Consider the following 21442-nt stretch of genomic DNA (forward strand, 5'->3'; position numbering starts at 1 on the left):
CGTTATGGCTCCTCAAACGCCCGCAGGGTGCGACTGAACGCCTGTTGCAGACGATCGGCCTCCAGACCGCGCAAAATAAATACCAGTTTTGAACTCTCCAGTTCACCGGGCCAGTCAGCCAGATGCACCGGCGGATGCAGCGTATGCTGCACGCCATGAATCACAATGGGCGCGCTGCTGTCGCTCACGCGTAAAATGCCTTTCATTCGCAACACCGTACGGCCATGGCAATGTAATAGCATTGACAGCCAGATAGCAAACGCTGGCCAGTTTATCGTCTGGTGCAGGGTGATCACGCAGGTTTGCGTAACCGGATGTGAAGTGCTGTGCGCAACCGGGGTTAACGTGACATTGTCACTGGAGCAAGCTCCCAGCCAGCGGAAGCGTTGCTGCCGTGACCCGCTGGTAACTGTGTGACTAAACAGGCTGAGCGGATCGCGCAGCGCCTCTTCGGTATCGTTCAGTTGTGCCAGTGGATTGAGCTGACGTAGCCAGGCCAGCATGTCTGTACGGGCCTCTTTCGTTACCCTGTCACCTTTACTCAGCAACAACTTATCTGCCGCGCTGACCTGAGCCAGCCACTCGGGCTGGGTATCAGCCTGCAGGGTTGCGTGTTCCGCATCCACCAGCGTGACCAGTGTCCCCTGGGTGAAATGATGTTGCAGCTGGCGATCATGCAGCAGCGTTGACAAAATCGGTGAAGGATCAGCCAGCCCGGTGGTTTCCAGAATCACCTGTTTGAACGGCGGGAGCTGCCCGCGCGCGCGACGTTCATAGAGATCAAGCAGCGCGGTTTTAAGTTCACCGCGAATCTGGCAGCAGACACAGCCACTGGGCAGCAGCACCGTATCGGGCGCGACTTCATTCAGCAAATGATGATCAATGCCCACCTCACCAAATTCATTCACCAGCAGCGCAATATCATTCAGATTCTGCTGCGCCAGCCAGCCTTTCAGCAGCGTGGTTTTGCCACTGCCGAGAAAACCGCTCAGTACATGCAGGGGTAACTTCTCTTCGTATTGCATCAGCCCTCCAGCGCCGCCAGCCAGTTTTCATCGAGTGGATCAATGGGCCGCCGCATCATCTTTTCCGCTTCTTTCCACAACACATCCAGCGAGTTGACCAGCGTTTGCTGACCGGTCGGGCTGGCCAGCAGCCAGCTGTTGTGAAACTCCGTCAGGGATAACCGCCAGGGTTTAAGCGCACGATTGAGCAGCGCCAATTGTTGCAGGCGTAGCTGGCGGGCGGGCAGATCCTGCCGCAGTGGATCGCTCCACTGCGGCCCGTTATCAAGAAGACCACAGACTCCACACATCATTGCCTCCGTTACGGCATCACATCGCCGGAATTCGGTCCCAGCGTCTGGCCGACAAACAAATTGCCGCCCGGCTCGCTTGCCAGCAGCAAGGCCACCGGTGCCACCTCTTCCGCCCGGCCAAAACGCCCCAGCGGCAGTTCTGCCGCCTTCGCCTGCTTCCACGCCTGATTGATGCCATCAATTAACGGGGTTTCAATCGGGCCGGGCGCGATGGCGTTGACCAGCACGTTATCGGCGGAAACCTCCAGCGCCAGAGATTTAGTAAAACCGATCACACCCGCTTTAGCTGCGGCGTAATGACACAATTCAGCACCGCCTTTAATGCCCAGCTGCGAAGCGATATTGATCACCCGCCCCCAGCGCTGGGCCAGCATCGCTGGTAGCGCGCGCTGTGTGGCTAAAAATACGCTGCGCAAATCGACAGCCATCATCTCTTCCCACATTGCCAGCGTGATCGCCGTACAACGTGCCTGGGTCAGCATACCGGCGTTATTCACCAGCACGTCAATGCCGTCAAAGCGCGCAATACAATCGTCCACGCCCGCGGTGGCTCCGGCGATCTCACCGACATCCGCCACCACGCCATGACAATCGGCACCGAGTTGCTGGCAGTGCGCCACCCTCAGCGCGAGTTTGTCGCTGTCGCGATCGGTCAGTACCAGCCGCGCACCTTCGCGCGCAAACAGCTCAGCAATGGCAGCACCAATGCCGCTGGCGGCACCGGTAATCACACAGCGTTTATTTTGCAGTTGCATCACGACTCCTTAGTCCGGCCAACGCACAGTCAGCCCACCATCCACAATCAGGCTTTGCCCGGTGAGATAGCTGCTCTCTTCACTGGTCAGAAACGCGATCGCTTTGGCGATTTCTTCCGGGCGACCCACGCGTCCCAGCGGGATGGTTCCGGCAGCCTTTGCCAGCCCTTCCGGACCCAGTGAATTCTGCTTATCCAGCGACTGAGGCGTTTCGATCAATCCCGGAATAATGGCGTTGCAGCGTACCCCGCGCGCAGCCAGTTCTACTGCCAGAGAGCGGCAGATGCCTGGCACCGCAGCTTTCGCTGCGGCATAGTGGGCATGATCCTGCCAGCCGTAGACACCACCGGCGATGGAGGAAACGGCAACCAGGCTGGCACCGGCGTGCAGATGGGGAGTGGCGGCGCGGAAGCAGCGCATCACCCCGGTCAGGTCAACATTAAGCATGTCGTCCCAGCGTGTATCGCTCATCTCTTCAATCGGCGCACGACGCAAAATTCCCGCATTCGCCACCATATAATCGAGGCGACCAAAGTGCGCCACACCCTGCGCGATAAAGGTATCCACCGAATCCGTTGTGGCGACGTCGAGCGGCAACCAGATGGCATCACCACCCGCGGCTTCCACCTGTGCCGCAGCGACAGCCGGATCGTGCGGATCGGCAGGGTAGTAACCGGCGATCACCCGTACACCACGTTGTGCATACAGCGTTGCCAGCGCCAGGCCAATCCCGCTGGCGGCACCGCTAATCGCGGCGACCGGTTGTGTTGAGACAGAATCTTGCATGGTTATTCCTTAAACTGAAGTCACAGCGGCGCGCGAGCCCGCACGCTGATGCGCGTTAGCCCGCGCGAAGAACATGATGATGCCGGAGATAAAGCACGGCACAGCCCCGAACCACAGTGCAGCATCCTGCCAGTGGCCGCCGCTGCTCAGGACGCTGGTGGTACCGACGCCAGCGATAATCGCGCCGACCGGTCCCATCGCCCCGATCAATGCTCCGGCGGTAGCGCGGATGGCGGTCGGGAAGCTTTCACTGATAAAGAACAGCGCCGCCGCGTAAGGACCGATGAGGAAAAACAGGCCAATGCTGTAGAGAGCGACGATAGTGGCGAAGTTGTCCGGGCAGTAAAGCATGGCAGCAAAGGAGACACCGCCCAGCATCCAACCTACCGCGATGGTGTTGCGACGGCCGAAGCGATCACCAAGCCAGCCGTGTACCAGGTAGCCACAGTATCCGACGAGGTTGGACAGGATCAGAATCAGCAGCGAACTGTTAAAAGACACGTCGTGGGTTTTGGTGATCACGGTAGTACCCAGCACGCTGAAAATCTGAATGGCGAACCAGTTGATCAGCACCGCACCACCCAGCACCAGCGTGGCACGCAGCGAGGGACCACGAAACGCCGCCGCCATGCCCGCGTTATGCTGTTCTTCATAAGAAACCTGATAATCCGCCGCGACCTGACGCGCATCGCTATCGTGACCTGCGGCGCGTAGCTGCTGGATCTTTTTCTGTACCTGAAACTGCGGGGTTTCTTTCAGCTTCAGCGCCAATACGGCAATCACCAGCGACGGCAATGCGGCGAAGATAAAGCTGCCCTGCCAGCCGATAACGGGCATCAGAATCGCGGTCAGCGCTGAAGCCACCAGTGCCCCGACCGGCCAGCCGCCCTGCACCAGGCTATAAACGAAACCTTTGCGTTTGTTGAGTTTTGGATCGTCCAGCGCGGTATACAATTCGGAGAGATAGGTCGCGTTGACGGTTTGCTCGGCATAGCCCAACCCGGCGACAGAGCGAATCGCAGTCAGTGCGCCTTTACCCCAGGCACCGCCCACCGCCGTCAGCAGTGAGCACAGCGCCGCACCGCCCACGGTGATGACAATCCCCATACGGCGACCGAGACGATCCACCAGCGGGCCAATCGCCAGGGCAATCACCGCTCCGCCAACGGCGACCCAGGTGGCGATTTCCGCCTGCTCGACTTCGCTCCAGCCAAAATGGCCGCCGATTTCCGGCAACAGCGTGCCGAACAGGATGAAATCATAAACAGCAAAAACCCAGGCAAAAAAAGCAATCCAGGTGGCAAATTTTACATCCCTGATGGTCAACTGCTGCGGCTGCCAGCCATTTACGGAGATTTTTTTAAAGATGCTCATAGCGCTATCACTCTGTCAGGGGTCAGGTCACCATAAATGGTGACCCTACGGGTTCTTGTAGGGAGCGCATTAATGCGCTCCGGGGGTCAGCGTGGTTGGCGCTGTTTAAAGTCATCGGCGATTTCATCAAAGGTGACGAAACGCACACCTTCATGACTGCGGATGTACTGAATCAGACGCTCCAGCATCAGTAACACTTGCGGGCGGCCTGAAACATCGGGATGGATGGTCATGGTAAAGACGGCGTAGTCATTTTCGCGATAGACCCAGTCAAACTGGTCACGCCACATCTCTTCCAGATGACGCGGATTGACGAAACCGTGGCTGTTGGGCGATTTTTTGATAAACATCATTGGCGGCAGATCGTCGAGATACCAGTTGGCGGGGATCTCCACAAGGTCGGTTTCCGCGCCGCGTTCCAGCGGCTTCATCCAGGCATCGGGATGCTGGCTGTAATCGATTTTGGTCCAGCTATCCCCGACGCGAACGTAATAAGGATGGAAATCGTTATGCATCAGGCTGTGATCATATTTGATCCCTTTCTTCAGCAGTAACTCATTGGTGACATTGCTGAATTCCCACCAGGGCGCAACATAACCGGTAGGACGTTTACCCGCCAGCTGAGTGACCAGTTCGATGCTGCGATCCAGCACCGCTTCTTCCTGCGCCGGTGTCATGGCGATGGGGTTTTCATGGCTGTAACCGTGAATACCGATTTCGTGTCCGGCATCCACCACCGCTTTCATCTGTTCCGGGAAGGTTTCAATGGAATGTCCTGGAATAAACCAGGTGGTACGCAGGTTTTGCTCGGCAAACATCTTCAGCAAACGTGGTGCGCCCACTTCACCGGCAAACAGCCCGCGTGAAATATCATCCGGCGAATCTTCCCCGCCGTAAGAACCGAGCCAGCCTGCAACGGCATCAACATCCACACCAAATGCGCAAAGGATTTCTTTGGCCATATCTGCAACTCCATAAATGTACATTTAAATAAATATCCATTTAGTGTTTGCAATAGGGATGCCAGGATCTTTGTAACGGATGGGGGCTAGTATGATGATTGGATATTAATATAATTTAATCAATGGCTTGAATAATCTGTATAATGATAAATGCCAGGGTAGTGGCGTTTTTGAGATGACATCTTAAAGATGTACATTTGTAGTTATGATCCATTATTGTGCGGATTGCACCAGAACTGTGCCTCAGCGCTCGCGGCTTTGCAGCCCGTCAGGATGTGATAATGTAGCGCGATGAAAACAGGACCGATGAAATGACAATGCGGACAAAAAGCTCCCCGGCAGCGACAGAAGAAACCGCCTCTGCGCGCTATGAAGTTATTCGCCAGCTTTTATATACCGTGCTGAAGCAGAAACGCGTGCCGCAAGGTCTGGTATTACTGGAAGGCCCGCTGGCGCAGCTGTTTGGCACCAGCCGCGTGCCGGTTCGCCGTGCACTGAGTTTGTTACATGATGAGGGGCTGATTGCCCGTTTCGAAGGCCGTGGCTTTATCGTGGCGAAGGAAGCGCAGGAAGTGGAACCGCTGCGCATCGCCCTGACGCGCGAATTACTCGGGCTGGATGAGCAGGAAGCGCTGGTGGATACCCGCAGTACCGGGGAGAAAGTGCTGGAGAACCTCCAGGTCGTGCTTTCCACCGCCATGGTGTTTGGTTGTTATCAGGTGGATGAGCAGCAAGCAGCGCAGCATTACAACATCAGCCGCGCGGTGATCCGCGAAAGCCTGATGCGTCTGCGTGATAAAGGCCTGGTGGAAAAAGAACCCTATTCCCAGTGGCTGACAGGTCCGCTGACCGCACGTGAAATTGCCGACCATTTTGAAATTCGCGCCAGCCTTGAACCTACGGCGTTACGCAAAGCAGGCCGTCATCTGGCGGTGGATTGGCTGACGGCATCACTGGAAAAAGCGCAGAAATTCAAAGGCAAACAATTGACAGCCGCCGAGCTGGAATTGCTGGAGGAAGATCTGCACGTGCGCTGCCTCGAACCGGCAGGCAATAAGCTAATGATGCAGATTCTGCGACAGAATCAATCCCCCTTTATTGTCACCCGTATCTTTTATGATTTGCTCGCCATCCCGGTGGAAACCGCGATGCTGGAGGAGCACAGCCTGGTGTACGAAATGCTGCTGAAAGGCAACTGGGAGCTGGCCGCGGCTTGTCTGCGCGACCATCTCGAACGGGCGCAGGTACGTACCCTGCAACGCCTGAAGGTTCTCTCGGTGCTGCCGGTCCCTGCTCTGCCGTCATTTATGGAGCGTCGTTGAAAATATCCATTTTTGACAGCCCAATAGCGCAATAAATTGTGCCGCTACAACCTGGTGCGATATTGGGCTGTTTTTACTTAAGATGTGATCGTTTTCTCATCAGAGTGCATAACTATTCTTGTATGGTAGTAGAACAAAACTCACCTGCAGGTAATAATTATGTCTTCCTCTGCTGTAACTTCGACCCAGGCTTCTCAGACAACAGATACCTCATTAATTAAACGGGTTGCCGGGGCATCAGCCATAGGCACTGCGGCGGAATATTACGATTTCTTCGCTTACGGTACTGCTGCTGTACTGTTTTTCGGCCATCTGTTTTTCCCCAGCCACGATCCCCTCGTCAGTACCCTCGCCGCTTTCGCCACTTATGCGGTAGGTTTTCTGGCGCGTCCGATTGGCGGCATCGTGTTTGGTCATATCGGCGATAAAGTTGGTCGTAAAAAAGCGCTGGTGGCGACTATTCTGATCGTCGGCCTGGGGACTTTCTGTATCGGGCTGCTGCCAACCTATGAAAAAATTGGTCTGTGGGCACCAGCGTTGCTGATTCTGATTCGTCTGTTGCAGGGATTTGGCGTGGGTGGTGAACAGGCCGGGGCCGTATTGATGACAGCGGAATATTCACAATCTTCACGCCGGGGTTTCTTTGCCAGCTGGGTGCAGATTGGCGCACCAGTCGGCTTTCTGCTGCCGCTGGCGTTGTTTGCCATCCTTAACGCTACGTTATCTACCGATCAGATGATGGACTGGGGCTGGCGTGTACCTTTCCTGTTAAGCGCGCTGCTGGTGATCGTGGGGTTATTTATTCGCCTGCGCATTGATGAATCGCCGGTTTTTGCCGCCATCCGTGCCACTAAAGCAGCAGAGTCACGCCCACTGAAAGAAGTGATTCAGGGAAATCCGCGCCTGGTGATCAACGGCGTGGCGGCCAAATTGATAGAAGCCTGCGCTTTCGCCCTGTTCACGGTGATCATCCTCGCATGGGGTAAAGCTAACCAGATCGATGCCGGTATCCTGATGAATAGCATGATCGTTGCGGTGATTCTGGAAGTGTTCTCGATCCCGCTGATGGGAGCGTTGTCCGATAAAATCGGCCGCAAACCGGTGTATATGATTGGCGCGTTGCTCATCGTGTTATCTATCGTGCCATTCTTCCTCGCACTGTCACAAAACAGTTACTGGCTGACGCAAATAGCGATGATTGTGGCGCTGACGCTGGGCCATAGCATGTGTTACGCCCCGCAGGCCTCCTGGTTCCCGGAACTGTTTCCCACACACATCCGCTGTAGCGGCATCGCGGTGATCTGGCAGGTCGGTTCTTTGATCGGCAGCGGCGTGCTGGGACTGGTGGCGGTGAAGATTCTGCAGGCAACCGGTGGACACTGGTATGGTCTGGCGATTTATGTGGCGGTGCTTGGGGTGATTTCCGTGATTGGCCTGCTGCGACTGCCAGAAACCGCACCGGGTCGGCGCAACGGAGAATATCAGGAGTGGCAGCAACATTGATGTTGTCAGGGCGGCACGGCAGGCACCGCCATAGTGACAACGTCACATAATTACCAACCGATAATACGCGACCAGCTTAACGGCTGGTCATCTTCCGCCTGTAACACCTGATATTGCTGATGCATGGCGGCAGTGGCACAGGCGTGATTCGGCAAAATACGCACGCGTGAACCCACCGGAAAGTCCTGCACGCTCAGGCTACTCCCTGCCGGTAAAGCGATGATGCCGTGTTCCTGGTTGGTGGTGTTGAGGCAAACATCTAAAGGGTTTCCCTGCATATCACACACCAGCCCGTAACCATAATCCACTGGGCCCGCTGCGGTACCACGATCGCGCGACATTGCCATCCAACCGGCATCGACAAAGACCCAGTTTTTCTCAGCGTTGTGACCAATCACCGTGCTCACCACCGACAGGGCAATGTCCTGCTTTTGGCAGACGCCGACGTTATGCATAACCAAATCAAAAGTGGTAAACACACCGGCGCGCACTTCGCTGATGCCCTCAAGTTCTTCAGCGTAATGCGCGGTGGGCGTTGCGCCGATGCTGAGAATCGGACAGGCAATGCCCGTCTCGCGAACCCGGCGCGCGGCGAGATGAATGGCGTCACACTCATTACGCGCAGCCGCACGAATCGCCTCTTCACTGCGACAGTTGTAGGATTCACCGGCATGGGCCAGCAGTCCACGCACCACCGCGCCCTTGCCTTCCAGCTGCTGTGCTATTTGCAACAACACCTCGCTCTCTGGAGGAATGCCACCACGGTGACCATCGCAGTCGATTTCGATAAAAACTGAAAAAATAACGTCATGCTGGCGGGCGAACTCCGTCACCGCCTGCGCCTGTTCGGGCGTATCCAGCAGGATATGCAGATCTACGCCCTGCTGCATCAGGCGCGCCACGCGCGGCAGTTTATGCGGCGCGATACCAACCGCATACAACAGATTGCGATACCCCGCCGCCGCAAAACCTTCAGCTTCTGCCAGGGTGGATACAGTTGCTGGATGTTCATGATCCTTCAGGAGATAAGAGGCGGCAGCCACCGAGCGCAGCGTTTTCAGATGCGGGCGGACTACACTGCCAAGGTTGGTGACACGCTGATATAACCGATCAATATTGCGCTGATAACGCGCTTCGTCGATCAGTAAAAAAGGCGTTTCAAGTTGATGAAGCCAGTCGGGGGTCAATTTCACGGATATCTCCTGCGGAATGCATACGCTGAAGCAACCAGGTCAAGCGCCTGGCCCTGAAATGACAAAATATATAAAGTTAGACAAAAAGTCTATCCCATTCGGGCATCCACGATGCCCGCCTTGAGATTATTTTTTGCCTGGCAGGGAGACGCAAAGCAGACCGGCAACAATCAATCCGACGCCAGCCAGACTGCTCCAGCGGAAGGTTTCGCCAAACACCGGCAATGAGATCGCCGCCAGCCATACCAGCACATAACTGATACTGAGCAATGGATAGACCCGGCTCAGTGCCAGATGACGCAAGGAAAGCATCCAGCACAGCATCGACAGTGCATAGGCGCTCAAACCAATAAACAGGAATACCAGCGGTTGCGGATGCTGCCAGAGTATCGGGGTGAGAACATCCGGCCACGCCGGAAATTGCAGCATCGCGCTACGCATCAGCAATTGCGCCAGTGACACCAGCACCACGCTACATAACGCCAGTCCATAGCCTTTCATAGATGACTTCCCATCAGCGCCACGCCTGCCACAATCAGCAAGGTGCCAAAAATCTGACGCGCGGTGAACGTTTCCCGCCAGATCAGACGGGCGGCGCAGGCGACCAGCACAAAGTTGAGGCTAAGCATCGGATAGGCCACCCCAACCGGAACCAGGCGCAGTACCGCCAGCCAGATCAGCATGGCCACGCCCAGCAGCAGCATGCTGAGCGCAATCCACATCAGTAAACGTGCCTTGCCGTAACGTCTGCCAATATATGCCGCCTGTTTCTGGCAAAGCTGCGCGATGCAGCTCAACAGGCTAACCACCAGGATCAATAAAAGGCTCATGGCAGCGAATTATACCCGTAATAAACCAGTCGCCCCTGGCGATAAACATAATCAGGTTTCGGCAAACCGGGATCCGGGTCAGCATTGACAGACGACATCATCAGCACCAGTGAAACTTTACCGTGCTGACGATGCTCAGCCAGCCAGTTAGCGAAGGCATCCGCTGATACATAACGTTGCTGTGCATCCGGATAGTGCAAGCCGTATTCCACTTCACCCTGCTGATCGTAGAGAAAAATATCGCTACGCTGCACTTGCCATGCCACCGCAGAAGCAACGCCAGGTCCATTAGCCAGAATGTAACGGCTATCGGCCAACTGCCCGGCAACCACATTCATAAAGCTCTGGGGTTGTTTGGAATCACGCACCTTGTCCGGGATGGCAAACCCAATCACCAGCGCCAGTACCAGTGGGCAAAACGCGGCCAGCTGCCAGTTGCGTCGACTCAACGCACCCGCCAGGCCCCAGCCACCAAAGGCCAGCACACCCAGCAGCAGCTTATAATGCTCAGTCACACTGAAAGGAGGACGATGTGCAACGCCCCACGGTGCCAGCACCACAACCAGTGCCAGGGCCGCGATGCCGCCAAACACTATGTTGATCCAGGCATTCGCTTTCAGCGCTTTGATCACCTGCGGCGTCATGCTATGTGCGTAGTGCGCCATCATTAGCGCCAGTGGCGCAAAGCACGAAAGAATGTAGGTTGGCAGTTTACCTTTGGCAATGCTGAAGAACAGCAGCGGCATCAGCACCCAGCTCAGCAGGTAACTTAACCCCGCCTGCTGACGACGTTGACGCCAGCCCTGAATCAGTGCGCCTGGCAGCAGCCCCAGCCACGGCAGTGAACCCGCCAGCAGCACCGGCAGGTAATACCAGAATGGTGCTTTATGCTGCGCATCAGATTCAGCAAAGCGCTGGATGTGTTCAACCCAGAAAAAGTAATGCCAGAAATCACCTTGCTGGCGATAAATCGCCAGTGACCAGGGGGCACTGACCAGCGCCGCGACCAGCACGGTCAGCGGGCCAAAGCGCAACAGTTCGCCAAATCGACGTTGCGCGATGGCCCAGGGCAGAATCGCCAGCACCGGCACCGCCAGCGCCAGAAATCCTTTGGTCATAAAACCCATGGCACAGGCGACACCCAGCAAAACATAGCCGACGAGCCGCTGCCGCGTGTCACTGGCTTGAGCTACCAGCCAGTAACTCGCCATGGCTGCTACCAGCCACAACGTCAGGATCGGATCGAGTACCGCATAGGTCCCGACACCGTAAACCAGCAGCGAGGTGAGGAAAATGATGCTGGCGCTCAATGCCACCGCCCGGTTGGCGAATAACCGGATGCCAAGCCAGAACACCAGCAGTGCCGACAGCGTGGTGCTGATAATGGAGCCAGCACGGACGCCAAAATTCGTATGCCCAAATAGCAGTTGCCCAAGGTTATTCACCCAGTAGCCCGCTATCGGTTTTTCGAAATAGCGCAGGTCAAAAAAATGCGGCGTCACCCAGTTACCGCTGACCAGCATTTCCCGGCTGATCTCCGCATAACGGGTTTCATCTGGTTGCCATAAGGCGCGGAATTCGATGGGGATAAGGTAATAAAGCGCAAATACAAACAGAAGCAGAGCCGTTTTGGTGCCAGTACGCATCCGTGGTTACCTGTATTGTTCTTGCTGGCAGCCGAGCCAGCCTTCGCGTCCGGGAATTTGTCCGCGCACGATGTTGCCAATTGGCAACGTGCTTAAATCGTCAGGTAGCAGTTCACTGAGCGGACAGAATTGAATGCCCAGCTTTTCCGCCCGGGTAAGTAATTCTGCAAACGTCTGATGTCCGACAATCCCTTCCACCTCTGCGTGGATAGTGTAAACCGCGGTATCTCCTGCCTCGCGCAGATGATCAAGCAGATAGTCATTAAAATCAATCGCGCTGACTTTTGGACCAACCACTTCATCCCAGGTGGGTAACGTCACCGGAATCTGCACCGTACCCAGCGTACCGTCACTCAGACGCGGCAGGAATGGTCGGGTACCACGACAATCGCTGTTGTAACGAAAGCCAAATTGTTGTTTTGCTTCGACAACCCGGCTATCCGCACGCCAGCCAGCCACCGCCGAACAAGTGACATTGTCACCTATTATCGCTTCCAGTGCTTGCTTTCCTCGGGCAATCTCTTCAACTAATCGCTGCTCCGGCCACACCCCTGCCCAGGTTTGCCAGGCAAAATGGTCCCAGGCGTGCAAGCCAACCTCATGATGATCCGCCGTCGCGCTGATGATTTCCTCCAGACCACGGCCAATTTGCTTCCCCGGCCAGGCGGTACCAGCCAGCAAAATGTCCCAGCCATACAACGATGCTGCGCGTGAACGCAGCATTTTCCATAAAAAGCGCGGCTTCATAAGACGCCACAAGTGGCGTCCCATGTTGTCCGGCCCGACGCTGAAAAAGAAACTGGCCTGCACCTGATGCAGACTAAACAGTTCCAGTAGCGCAGGTACACCCTGTTGTGTACCGCGCCAGGTATCGACATCAACGCGCAAGCCTACTTTTTTCATGACTTCTCAGCCTGCAACTCAACGGTGCGCAGGAAGAAGTCGAGGGTGTTGTCGATGGTGATATCCATCTGCACTTCTGGCTTCCATCCCAGCAGACGACGGGCGTTTTTGATCGACGGCTTGCGATGTTCAACGTCCTGATAACCTTTACCGTAGTAGCTGCTGCTTTCCACTTCGCGGAAACCGGCAAATGGCGGGAACTGGCTGCGCAGCGGATGGCGTTCAAAGCTCGCCAGCAACTGCTCGGCAAGTTCTTTGATGCTGGCTTCGTTATCCGGGTTACCGATATTGATAATCTGTCCATCGCAATTATTTTGCTTGTTCTCGATAATACGGAACAACGCTTCCACGCCATCACGGATATCGGTAAAGCAACGTTTCTGCGCGCCGCCGTCAATCAGCTTGATCGGCGAACCTTCCACCAGATTAAGGATTAACTGGGTGATAGCGCGCGAGCTGCCGATACGTGCGGCATTGAGGTTATCCAGACGCGGACCCATCCAGTTAAACGGACGGAACAGGGTAAAACGCAGTCCCTCTTTCTCACCATAGGCCCAGATCACGCGGTCCAGCAGCTGTTTGGATACGGAGTAGATCCAGCGCTGTTTGTTGATCGGTCCCACCACCAGATTGGAGTTATCCTCATCAAAATGACCATCGGTACACATGCCGTATACTTCTGAGGTGGAAGGGAAAATGATGCGTTTTTTGTATTTCACGCAATCACGGATGATTTTCAGGTTTTCTTCAAAATCCAGTTCGAATACGCGCAGCGGATTGCGGGTGTACTCAATTGGCGTGGCGATCGCCACCAGCGGCAGCACCACGTCACATTTCTTGATGTGATACTCAATCCACTCTGAGTGAATGCTGATATCACCCTCAACAAAATGGAAGCTCGGGTGACCCAGGAAACGGCTGATCGCATCAGAGCTGATGTCCAGGCCGTAAACTTCGAAGTTGTCATCTTCCAGCAAACGTTCAGTCAGGTGGTTACCGATGAAACCATTCACACCGAGGATCAGCACGCGTGTGCGACGTTTCACCGCAGCAACCGGCTTAGAGTAGAGCAACGCACTCGGCACCATACCGAGGCTTTGCGCCAGCTGGCTGCCGTTCATATAGACGCCGTTCTCGCTCTGTCCGGTGATCACTTCCAGCGCACCCTCACCGCAGGCGATCAGGAAAGGTTCAACCGATAATACAGTGCCTGGTTTGGCACCGTGTGCAGCAGGATGAACGCGCCCTTTCCACACGATAAATTTCACTGTGCCGGCATAACCAAAAGCGCCAGGCCAGGGATCGGTGACAGCACGAATCAGGTTATTGATTTCCTGCGCAGGACGTGACCAGTCGATACGTCCATCTTCCGGCGTGCGGCGACCAACCACCGTGGCTTCGCTCTCATCCTGCGGTTGGGCGTTGATCTCGCCGCGTTTCATCGCTGGCAATACACTTTCCAGCAGCTGGGTGGCGCTCAGCACCAGCTTGCGATGCAGCGTCAGCACATTGTCCTGCTCGTCAATCTGAACACGAACCTGAGACACGATATCCCCGGCATCGGCGCGTTTTACCATACGATGCAGGGTTACGCCGGTTTCGCTCTCGCCATTGACCAGTACCCAGTTCAGTGGCGCACGTCCACGGTATTTCGGCAGCAAAGAACCGTGCAGGTTATAAGCACCGAGACGGGCGCTGTTGAGAATTTCGTCGTTTAGCAGGTTACGGTAGTAAAACGAGAAAATGATTTCCGGCTCCATCGCTTTGATGCGATCAACCCATAACGGATGATTGACATCATCCGGGGCATAGACCGGGATGCCCTGTTCTGCGGCGATACGAGCAACCGAACCAAAGAAGTGGTTTTCATTAGCCGCGTCCGGATGAGTGAAGATAGCACTAATCTCGAAGCCAGATTGCAGCAGGGCATTAATACCTGCACAGCCCATGTCGTGATAGGCGAAGACGATGGTTTTCATTGCTCAATTTCCTGTACAGATGCATCTTTTTGCGGATGGATAACACGTTGAATAAAGTAGCGCGGACGAGCGCGGACATCGTTGTAAATCCGGCCAATATATTCGCCGAGAAGTCCCATGCCGACGAACTGCGCGCCAACAAACATAAACAGCACGGCAAACAGCATAAAAACGCCATCGCCTGCCCAGGCTGCGCCGAGGAATAAGCGCAACACAATCAAAATTAAAGAAAAGGCAAAACCGGCCAGCGCAATTATGCTGCCCACCACACTCAACAGACGCAGCGGCGTGGTGGTCAGACAGGTCACCAGGTCGTACATCAGGTTAATCAAACGCATAAAGCTATATTTGGAATCACCAAATTCGCGTTCAGCGTGTTTAACCGGTAACTCAATGGTGCGGCGGGCAAAGGTGTTTGCCAGGATAGGAATAAAGGTACTGCGCTCGTGGCAATTCAGCATGGCATCAATGATATGACGGCGATACGCGCGCAGCATACAACCGTAATCACCCATGGCTTTGCCCGTCACACGTTGAATTAAATGGTTAATGGTGCGGGATGCCCGGCGGCGAAACCAGCTGTCCTGCCGGTTCTGGCGGACGGTGCCTACCACGTCGTACCCTTGCAGGGCAGCGGCAACCAGATTCGGGATCTCTTCCGGTGGATTCTGTAAATCCGCGTCCAGGGTGATAATCAGATCGCCGCTGACATGGCTGAAACCCGCCATAATCGCGGAGTGTTGACCATAGTTGCGGTTGAGCAACACGCCAACTACGTGACTGCCAGGCATATCGGCAGCATCGGCGATCATTTCCCCGGAACGGTCACTGCTGCCGTCATCGACCAACAGGATTTCATACTCCAGATTAATGGTGTCGCAGGCAGCGTGGGTGCGGCGTATCAGCTCCGGCAGGCTCTCTTGTTCGTTGTAGACCGGGATCACCACGGACACTTTACGAATCGGTTTTTCTTCCAGCATTTCAGACTCCGGCTAGCGTGCGCAGCGCTTTGATGACCCGCTCAACATCATCATCAGTCATATCAGGGAACAGCGGAATGGAGCAGATGCGCTCGCTGTTCCATTCAGTATTAGGCAAGGACAGTTGCGGATACTGCTCGCGATAATATTTGTGGGTATGGGCGGCACGGAAATGCAGTCCAGTGCCAATATCTACAGCTTTCAGCGCTTCCATCAAACCGTCACGGCTGATACCACAACGCGCCTCATCAACACGAATAATAAACAGATGCCAGGCGTGCTGATGTGACCATGTGGGTAATGCCAGCGGCAGGAACGGTGTATCAGCCAGTTCAGTCAGGTAGCGCTCTGCAATGGCTTTGCGACGGGCATTGATGTCAGCCAGTTTTTTCAGTTGTACCAACGCAATGGCAGCACTGATATCGGGCAAATTGTATTTAAAGCCGGGCATGATCACTTCAGCCTGCGGCCTGCGTCCGTGGGTATGGCGATCGTAAGCATCAACACCCAAACCATGAAATTTCAGGCTGCGAATGCGATCTGCAAGGTCGGCATCATCCGTCACCACCACGCCACCTTCGGCGCAGGTAATATTTTTAATGGCATGAAGTGAAAAGATGGCTGTACCGACATGCCCGACATGACGCCCTTTGTAAAGGGTGCCAGCGGAATGGGCAGCATCTTCAATTACCGTAATGCCGTGACGCTCACCGATCGCGCGAATCGCATCGATATCGGCTGGGGCACCGGCGTAGTGCACGGGAATAATGGCGCGTGTGCGGGGTGTAATAGCCGCTTCAACCTGCTCAGGTGTTACCATCAGTGTGTCACGATCAATATCGATCATCACTGGCGTCGCACCCATCAGGGTGATGATGTTAAGGGTTGAAACCCAGGTCTGTGAGGGGGTAATAACTTCGTCGCCTGGCTTAATGCCCAACCCCATCAGGGTTACGTGCATACCTGCTGTGGCGGAACAGACGGCGATCGCATGCTGGTTGCCGGTCAATTGGCAAAAGGCTTGCTCCAGGGCGGCACATTGTGGACCGGTGGTAATCCAGCCGGATTCAAACACCGCTTTAACCGCTGCTAATTCTTCTTCACCCAGCGAAGGGCGAGAGAATGGGAGAAAAGACATGGATTAGCTTCCTTAATGTGTAATGCCTTTCACTTCATAAGGGTAAAAAACATAGCCAGAATGATGATATGAAAATGTTATGTTTAACGGGCTATATCTCTATGAGTTCACCAGATAAACAATTAGTACAGCATGTTAGACTTCGCAAATAATTCTCACATTTTGAAAGCATTAGAGACATTAGGTTGTTTCTCTATAGACCAAAATACGATGGAAAACTTAACGGAACATTAAATAGAGTGCAGATGTAGTCACTTTTCAGACTAACGTTGAAGCTTTGTAGAAAAACCGGAGCCAGATCACGCTGTTTTCTGTTGGGAAAAAATGAGGTGCCATCGGGGTTTCACGACGATTCATCGCTGCGGCTTAGCGATTAAACCGGTATTGATGAAGCTGTGATGTTTCTGAAAACAACTGTTTAGGAGATTAACTATACTGTTCTTAAGGGAAAACTAAGGAAATTCTATTATGCTGATTTACTTAGCTTTTACTTAACCACAGGCACGGAGGTAGTTGCCGTGAAAACCGATACCGACCGTCTCTCACAAGCCGCGCTGCGTCGTCATCATATTGGCGTAAAAACAAAAGGATTGCGCTTCCGCGGTGCGCTTTATGTGTTTCGCTACAACGCCGGGCACTATGATGTATTTCTGGACAATGCACGCGTCATGCAGCTGGAAACCAGCAATGTGCAGGAAGCGATCCAAATGTTTAAGCAACAGCAGTGACCCCGGCCACTGCTTGCTGAAGATTGTCGGACCCGGATCTGAAAACTCTATGTAACTTGCTGTATGCGTGATGTTGTCCTCGCCTTCGCTGCCCAGCTGGAATAGGGTTGAAAAAACAAGGTGAGGAGTTGCACATGGAATGGTGCTATGGATTGATCGCTGGACTGTGCGCTGGCAGCGTTATTAATGTTATTGCTTACCGATTACCACAACGTCTACTTAATCCGGACACAGGTCCTGACCCTTTCCCTTCCCGTTCGCATTGCCCCGGTTGTAAAAACATTTTGTACTGGTACGACAATATCCCCTTGTTAAGCTGGCTATTGTTACGCGGTAAATGTCGTCATTGTCACCAGTCAATCAGCATCCGTTACCCGGTGATTGAACTGATTACTGCTTTATTAAGCCTGGTGATGTGCAGCTTACTGCCGTTTACTCCGCTGCTTTTGCCAGCGTTGTTGTTAAGCTGGACGCTACTGACGTTGTCGATCATTGATATCCGCGACTACTTATTGCCCGATGCACTTAGCCTGCCTTTATTATGGGGTGGTTTACTCCTGCATTGCTTCGCCCTACTCCCTGGTACGTTGGACGCCGCCGTGTCCGGCGCAGTAGCGGGCTATACCAGCCTGGCATTACTGTCATTGGGTTATCGAAAGCTGCGCCATACCGATGCGCTGGGGATGGGAGATGCAAAATTACTGGCCGCACTAGGCGCATGGCTGGGCTGGGAGCCTTTACCGATTGTGCTTATTATCGCCTGTTGTGGCGGCCTTTTATTTGGCTTAATTTCCAGAAGCTTGTGGCAGCGAAGTTTTTCTCACCCCATCGCTTTCGGTCCGTGGCTATCTCTCGCTGGCATAAGTCTTTTTATTAACTCGATTATTTAATAAGCACGTCATACGTCCATGATAAAATAATCGGCCATTTCTTCAGCAAATCCCTGATTCGTATATAGAAGTAATAAACAATTCTAAACAAAATTAATCATTGCCCCCCAGGGTAAAAGGCTCTATATTGGCCGCGTTTTTTTCACAGCTGATAGTTTTTTGTTCAATTAACCAACCGGTGCGCTTTTCCCGCCGTCGGTTGTAGGAGAGATATGATGACGGATAAAGTCCGTATTGATAATTTTGGTGCCAACTCATTCAACGGAAACAACGACGAGTTCTTAGCCCGTCAGGCTGAGTTCGAATCGAATGTCAGGAGTTACCCGCGCAAATTACCTTTAGCGATTGCCAAAGCGAATGGCGTATGGATTACCGATGTTGAGAATAAACAATATCTTGACTGCCTGGCTGGCGCAGGAACTTTGGCTCTGGGCCATAACCACCCGGAAGTTCTGCAAAGCATTCAAAATGTCATTACCAGCGGCTTGCCGTTACATACACTCGATCTGACGACCCCCTTAAAAGATCAGTTCTCTGAATCCCTGCTGTCACTGCTGCCGGGTCAGGGTAAAGAATATTGCCTGCAGTTCACCGGTCCTTCAGGGGCTGATGCTGTTGAAGCTGCACTGAAACTGGCTAAGAAAGTGACTGGCCGTAGCAGCGTGATCAGCTTCTCTGGTGGTTACCATGGTATGACCCACGGTGCGCTGTCGGTAACCGGTAACCTGTCACCGAAAGAAGCGGTTAACGGCATGATGCCGGAAGTCCAGTTCATGCCTTATCCGCATCAGTACCGTTGCCCGCTGGGTCTCGGTGGTGAAGCTGGCGTGAAAGCGCTGACCTACTACTTCGAAAACCTGATCAACGACGTTGAAAGCGGCGTGCGTAAACCTGCTGCTGTGATCCTGGAAGCCGTTCAGGGTGAAGGTGGTGTGAACCCGGCACCGGTTGAGTGGCTGCAGCGTATCCGCAAAGTGACTCAGGAACACGGCATTCTGCTGATCCTTGACGAAGTCCAGGCGGGTTTTGCCCGTACCGGTAAATTCTTCGCCTTCGAACACGCTGGCATTGAGCCGGATATCATCGTGATGTCAAAAGCTGTGGGTGGCGGTCTGCCACTGGCGGTGCTGGGCATTAAGAAACAGTTCGACGCCTGGTCACCGGGTCACCACACTGGCACCTTCCGTGGCAACCAGCTGGCAATGGCTACCGGTCTGACCACCCTGAAAATCCTGAAAGAACAGGATATCGCTGGCAAAGTTGCCGCACAGGGCGAATGGCTGAAAGCGCAGCTGGCTGAAATGCAGAAGCGTTACCCGGTAATCGGCCATATCCGTGGCATGGGCATGATGATCGGTATTGAGATCGTTAAACCAAACGAAGCCGCTGACCACATGGGTGCTTACCCGGCTGATGGTGAGCTGTCTGCCCTGCTGCAGAAAAAATGCTTCGAGGCAGGTCTGATTCTGGAACGTGGTGGTCGTCATGGTGCGGTTCTGCGTCTGCTGCCGTCGCTGCTGATCACCAACGATGAACTGGCGATTTTCCTTGATAAATTTGAGCAGGCGCTGCTGGGCGCTGGCATCAAACCTGTTTAATTCGGAAGAGTTAGATGACTGAAGTAAACCCGATTCTGGCCGCTTCTGCACAAAGCATTGAAGCGTACCAGCAGGCGATTGCGCAGAGCAGCGCCGCGGTTGTGCAGTGGCTGAAGCAGCCTGAGATGTATCAGGGCAAAACGGTTGCCGAACTGCGTGAGCGTATCAAGCTCGACTTCAATCCGAATGGCCTGGGCAACCAGGCCGCGATTGAACGCGCTATTGAATACTTTCTGAAAGACAGCCTGTCGGTGCATCACCCACAGTGCGTGGCGCATCTGCATTGCCCGAGCCTGGTGGTGAGCCAGGCAGCGGAAGTGCTGATCAACGCGACTAACCAGAGTATGGATTCCTGGGACCAAAGCCCATCAGCGACCGTCATCGAGATCAAACTGATCGAGTGGCTGCGTGCACAGGTTGGCTACCCGGCTGGCGATGCGGGTGTCTTCACCAGCGGTGGTACCCAGAGCAACCTGATGGGCCTGATGCTGGCGCGTGATGCGTTTTATGCGCGTCAGGGTCACTCCGTGCAGCAGGATGGCATCACTGGTGATCTGCGTAAGATCAAAGTGCTGTGCTCCGAAAATGCCCACTTCTCGGTGCAGAAGAACATGGCTCTGCTGGGTCACGGCTACCAGTCGGTGGTTCAGGTGAAATCCGATCGTTTCGCCCGTATGGATGTTAACGACCTGCAAGCCAAGCTGGCGCAGGCGGACGCTAACGGTGAACAGATTCTGGCGATTGTAGCCACCGCAGGCACCACCGATGCCGGTGCGATTGACCCACTGCGTGAAATTGCCGGTATTGCGGCTGAGCGCAACATCTGGGTGCACGTTGATGCAGCCTGGGGCGGCGCCCTGTTACTGTCAGAGAAGTATCGTGATTACCTCGATGGCCTGGAGCTGGTGGATTCCGTTACTCTCGACTTCCACAAGCAGTTCTTCCAGACCATCAGCTGCGGTGCGTTCCTGCTGAAAGACGAACGCCACTACGAGCTGATGCGTTATCAGGCGGCTTACCTGAACTCTGAATTCGACGAAGAGCAAGGTGTGCCGAATCTGGTATCCAAATCACTGCAAACCACGCGTCGCTTTGATGCGCTGAAACTGTGGATGGGCCTGGAAGCACTGGGTCAGAAACAATATGCAGCGATTATTGATCACGGCGTCACGCTGGCGCAGGAAGTGGCAAAATATGTTACTGACCTGCCACGTTTCGAGCTGGTCATGCAGCCGCAACTGGCAAGCGTGCTGTTCCGCTTCCGTCCTGAGCAGCTGGCTGCCAGTGGTGATGCGGCAGTTGCGCTGTTCAACCAGCGTATCGGCGATGCCTTGCTGGAATCTGGCCGCGCCAACGTGGGTGTAACCGAAGCGGATGGCATCACCTGCCTGAAGCTGACGTTGCTTAACCCAACCGTTACGCTTGAGGATGTCAAAGTCCTGCTGGCGCTGGTGGAAAAGACGGCGGATCAGTTGCTGGACGCATAATTTTTGCGTGATACAAAAAGCCGGGAACGGGTAACCGCTCCCGGTTTTTT

Annotated in this window: 20 protein-coding genes; 6 read left to right on the forward strand and 14 right to left on the reverse strand. The window is 54.4% G+C overall.

Annotated features, from left to right (window positions below; all coding sequences use genetic code 11):
• Positions 1-2 precede the first annotated feature (2 nt).
• The 6 genes from PW844_RS07690 to PW844_RS07715 form a co-directional block, all read right to left on the reverse strand.
• Positions 3-1025, reverse strand: coding sequence for a GTP-binding protein (locus PW844_RS07690; RefSeq protein ID WP_299449940.1), 1023 nt, complete (start codon positions 1023-1025; stop codon positions 3-5).
• Positions 1025-1315: a hypothetical protein gene (locus PW844_RS07695; RefSeq protein WP_299451075.1), complete on the reverse strand. Its 291-nt coding sequence runs from the start codon at positions 1313-1315 to the stop codon at positions 1025-1027. Before PW844_RS07695 ends, PW844_RS07690 begins: the two co-directional genes overlap by 1 nt.
• Positions 1316-1326: 11 nt before the next feature.
• The gene (locus tag PW844_RS07700) at positions 1327-2073 is read right to left on the reverse strand and encodes an SDR family NAD(P)-dependent oxidoreductase (protein WP_299449942.1); all 747 of its coding nucleotides are present in this window, start codon (positions 2071-2073) and stop codon (positions 1327-1329) included.
• 9 nt (positions 2074-2082) lie between these two features.
• On the reverse strand, positions 2083-2859 hold the full coding sequence (locus PW844_RS07705; protein ID WP_299449944.1) for an SDR family NAD(P)-dependent oxidoreductase: 777 nt from the start codon (positions 2857-2859) through the stop codon (positions 2083-2085).
• Between the two features lie 9 nt (positions 2860-2868).
• Complete coding sequence (locus PW844_RS07710) at positions 2869-4233, reverse strand: MFS transporter (RefSeq protein WP_299449946.1); 1365 nt, start codon at positions 4231-4233, stop codon at positions 2869-2871.
• A gap of 86 nt (positions 4234-4319) precedes the next feature.
• On the reverse strand, positions 4320-5195 hold the full coding sequence (locus PW844_RS07715; protein WP_299449948.1) for a polysaccharide deacetylase: 876 nt from the start codon (positions 5193-5195) through the stop codon (positions 4320-4322).
• Positions 5196-5506: 311 nt separating this feature from the next.
• On the opposite strand from PW844_RS07715, the gene PW844_RS07720 reads away from it, so the two are divergent.
• Positions 5507-6517: a GntR family transcriptional regulator gene (locus PW844_RS07720; RefSeq protein ID WP_084880960.1), complete on the forward strand. Its 1011-nt coding sequence runs from the start codon at positions 5507-5509 to the stop codon at positions 6515-6517.
• A gap of 159 nt (positions 6518-6676) precedes the next feature.
• Complete coding sequence (locus tag PW844_RS07725) at positions 6677-8020, forward strand: MFS transporter (protein ID WP_299449953.1); 1344 nt, start codon at positions 6677-6679, stop codon at positions 8018-8020.
• A gap of 50 nt (positions 8021-8070) precedes the next feature.
• On the opposite strand, the gene PW844_RS07730 is transcribed toward PW844_RS07725, so the two are convergent.
• The 8 genes from PW844_RS07730 to arnB form a co-directional block, all read right to left on the reverse strand.
• A complete protein-coding gene (locus PW844_RS07730; RefSeq protein WP_299449954.1) occupies positions 8071-9213 on the reverse strand; it encodes a DSD1 family PLP-dependent enzyme in 1143 nt (380 codons plus the stop codon).
• A 126-nt stretch (positions 9214-9339) separates the two neighbouring features.
• Positions 9340-9714 (reverse strand): 4-amino-4-deoxy-L-arabinose-phosphoundecaprenol flippase subunit ArnF, encoded by a 375-nt coding sequence (gene arnF / locus PW844_RS07735; protein ID WP_299449955.1) that lies wholly within the window; start codon positions 9712-9714, stop codon positions 9340-9342.
• Positions 9711-10043, reverse strand: coding sequence for a 4-amino-4-deoxy-L-arabinose-phosphoundecaprenol flippase subunit ArnE (gene arnE / locus PW844_RS07740; protein WP_299449956.1), 333 nt, complete (start codon positions 10041-10043; stop codon positions 9711-9713). Before arnE ends, arnF begins: the two co-directional genes overlap by 4 nt.
• Complete coding sequence (gene arnT / locus PW844_RS07745; RefSeq protein WP_299449957.1) at positions 10040-11689, reverse strand: lipid IV(A) 4-amino-4-deoxy-L-arabinosyltransferase; 1650 nt, start codon at positions 11687-11689, stop codon at positions 10040-10042. The genes arnE and arnT overlap by 4 nt, the downstream gene beginning before the upstream one ends.
• Before the next feature lie 6 nt (positions 11690-11695).
• The gene (gene arnD / locus PW844_RS07750) at positions 11696-12592 is read right to left on the reverse strand and encodes a 4-deoxy-4-formamido-L-arabinose-phosphoundecaprenol deformylase (RefSeq protein WP_299449958.1); all 897 of its coding nucleotides are present in this window, start codon (positions 12590-12592) and stop codon (positions 11696-11698) included.
• Positions 12589-14571, reverse strand: a complete 1983-nt coding sequence (gene arnA, locus PW844_RS07755) for a bifunctional UDP-4-amino-4-deoxy-L-arabinose formyltransferase/UDP-glucuronic acid oxidase ArnA (RefSeq protein WP_299449960.1) — start codon at positions 14569-14571, stop codon at positions 12589-12591. The genes arnD and arnA overlap by 4 nt, the downstream gene beginning before the upstream one ends.
• Positions 14568-15551, reverse strand: a complete 984-nt coding sequence (gene arnC / locus PW844_RS07760; RefSeq protein ID WP_084880968.1) for an undecaprenyl-phosphate 4-deoxy-4-formamido-L-arabinose transferase — start codon at positions 15549-15551, stop codon at positions 14568-14570. The genes arnA and arnC overlap by 4 nt, the downstream gene beginning before the upstream one ends.
• 1 nt (position 15552) lies before the next feature.
• On the reverse strand, positions 15553-16689 hold the full coding sequence (arnB, locus tag PW844_RS07765; protein WP_299449965.1) for a UDP-4-amino-4-deoxy-L-arabinose aminotransferase: 1137 nt from the start codon (positions 16687-16689) through the stop codon (positions 15553-15555).
• A 518-nt stretch (positions 16690-17207) separates the two neighbouring features.
• Here arnB and PW844_RS07770 point away from each other — a divergent pair.
• The 4 genes from PW844_RS07770 (at position 17208) to PW844_RS07785 (ending at position 21392) form a co-directional block, all read left to right on the forward strand.
• Positions 17208-17417 (forward strand): hypothetical protein, encoded by a 210-nt coding sequence (locus PW844_RS07770; RefSeq protein WP_084880970.1) that lies wholly within the window; start codon positions 17208-17210, stop codon positions 17415-17417.
• Positions 17418-17551: 134 nt separating this feature from the next.
• Positions 17552-18307, forward strand: a complete 756-nt coding sequence (locus PW844_RS07775; protein ID WP_299451078.1) for an A24 family peptidase — start codon at positions 17552-17554, stop codon at positions 18305-18307.
• A 212-nt stretch (positions 18308-18519) separates the two neighbouring features.
• Complete coding sequence (locus PW844_RS07780) at positions 18520-19905, forward strand: diaminobutyrate--2-oxoglutarate transaminase (RefSeq protein WP_299449969.1); 1386 nt, start codon at positions 18520-18522, stop codon at positions 19903-19905.
• A 14-nt stretch (positions 19906-19919) separates the two neighbouring features.
• On the forward strand, positions 19920-21392 hold the full coding sequence (locus PW844_RS07785) for an aspartate aminotransferase family protein (RefSeq protein WP_299449972.1): 1473 nt from the start codon (positions 19920-19922) through the stop codon (positions 21390-21392).
• The last annotated feature ends 50 nt before the right edge of the window (positions 21393-21442 follow it).

Source organism: Pantoea sp. (genome assembly GCF_028283705.1).
Classification (GTDB): domain Bacteria; phylum Pseudomonadota; class Gammaproteobacteria; order Enterobacterales; family Enterobacteriaceae; genus Pantoea.

Excerpts from the sequence above, each read along its gene's own strand:
- arnC (WP_084880968.1), bottom strand. The coding sequence starts at position 15,551 with ATGCTGGAAGAAAAACCGATTCGTAAAGTGTCCGTGGTGATCCCGGTC.
- arnT (WP_299449957.1), bottom strand. The coding sequence starts at position 11,689 with ATGCGTACTGGCACCAAAACGGCTCTGCTTCTGTTTGTATTTGCGCTT.
- PW844_RS07785 (WP_299449972.1), top strand. The coding sequence starts at position 19,920 with ATGACTGAAGTAAACCCGATTCTGGCCGCTTCTGCACAAAGCATTGAA.
- PW844_RS07700 (WP_299449942.1), bottom strand. The coding sequence starts at position 2,073 with ATGCAACTGCAAAATAAACGCTGTGTGATTACCGGTGCCGCCAGCGGC.
- PW844_RS07705 (WP_299449944.1), bottom strand. The coding sequence starts at position 2,859 with ATGCAAGATTCTGTCTCAACACAACCGGTCGCCGCGATTAGCGGTGCC.
- PW844_RS07690 (WP_299449940.1), bottom strand. The coding sequence starts at position 1,025 with ATGCAATACGAAGAGAAGTTACCCCTGCATGTACTGAGCGGTTTTCTC.
- arnF (WP_299449955.1), bottom strand. The coding sequence starts at position 9,714 with ATGAAAGGCTATGGACTGGCGTTATGTAGCGTGGTGCTGGTGTCACTG.
- arnE (WP_299449956.1), bottom strand. The coding sequence starts at position 10,043 with ATGAGCCTTTTATTGATCCTGGTGGTTAGCCTGTTGAGCTGCATCGCG.
- arnD (WP_299449958.1), bottom strand. The coding sequence starts at position 12,592 with ATGAAAAAAGTAGGCTTGCGCGTTGATGTCGATACCTGGCGCGGTACA.
- PW844_RS07715 (WP_299449948.1), bottom strand. The coding sequence starts at position 5,195 with ATGGCCAAAGAAATCCTTTGCGCATTTGGTGTGGATGTTGATGCCGTT.
- PW844_RS07720 (WP_084880960.1), top strand. The coding sequence starts at position 5,507 with ATGACAATGCGGACAAAAAGCTCCCCGGCAGCGACAGAAGAAACCGCC.
- PW844_RS07775 (WP_299451078.1), top strand. The coding sequence starts at position 17,552 with ATGGAATGGTGCTATGGATTGATCGCTGGACTGTGCGCTGGCAGCGTT.
- PW844_RS07780 (WP_299449969.1), top strand. The coding sequence starts at position 18,520 with ATGATGACGGATAAAGTCCGTATTGATAATTTTGGTGCCAACTCATTC.
- PW844_RS07695 (WP_299451075.1), bottom strand. The coding sequence starts at position 1,315 with ATGTGTGGAGTCTGTGGTCTTCTTGATAACGGGCCGCAGTGGAGCGAT.
- PW844_RS07725 (WP_299449953.1), top strand. The coding sequence starts at position 6,677 with ATGTCTTCCTCTGCTGTAACTTCGACCCAGGCTTCTCAGACAACAGAT.
- arnB (WP_299449965.1), bottom strand. The coding sequence starts at position 16,689 with ATGTCTTTTCTCCCATTCTCTCGCCCTTCGCTGGGTGAAGAAGAATTA.
- arnA (WP_299449960.1), bottom strand. The coding sequence starts at position 14,571 with ATGAAAACCATCGTCTTCGCCTATCACGACATGGGCTGTGCAGGTATT.
- PW844_RS07710 (WP_299449946.1), bottom strand. The coding sequence starts at position 4,233 with ATGAGCATCTTTAAAAAAATCTCCGTAAATGGCTGGCAGCCGCAGCAG.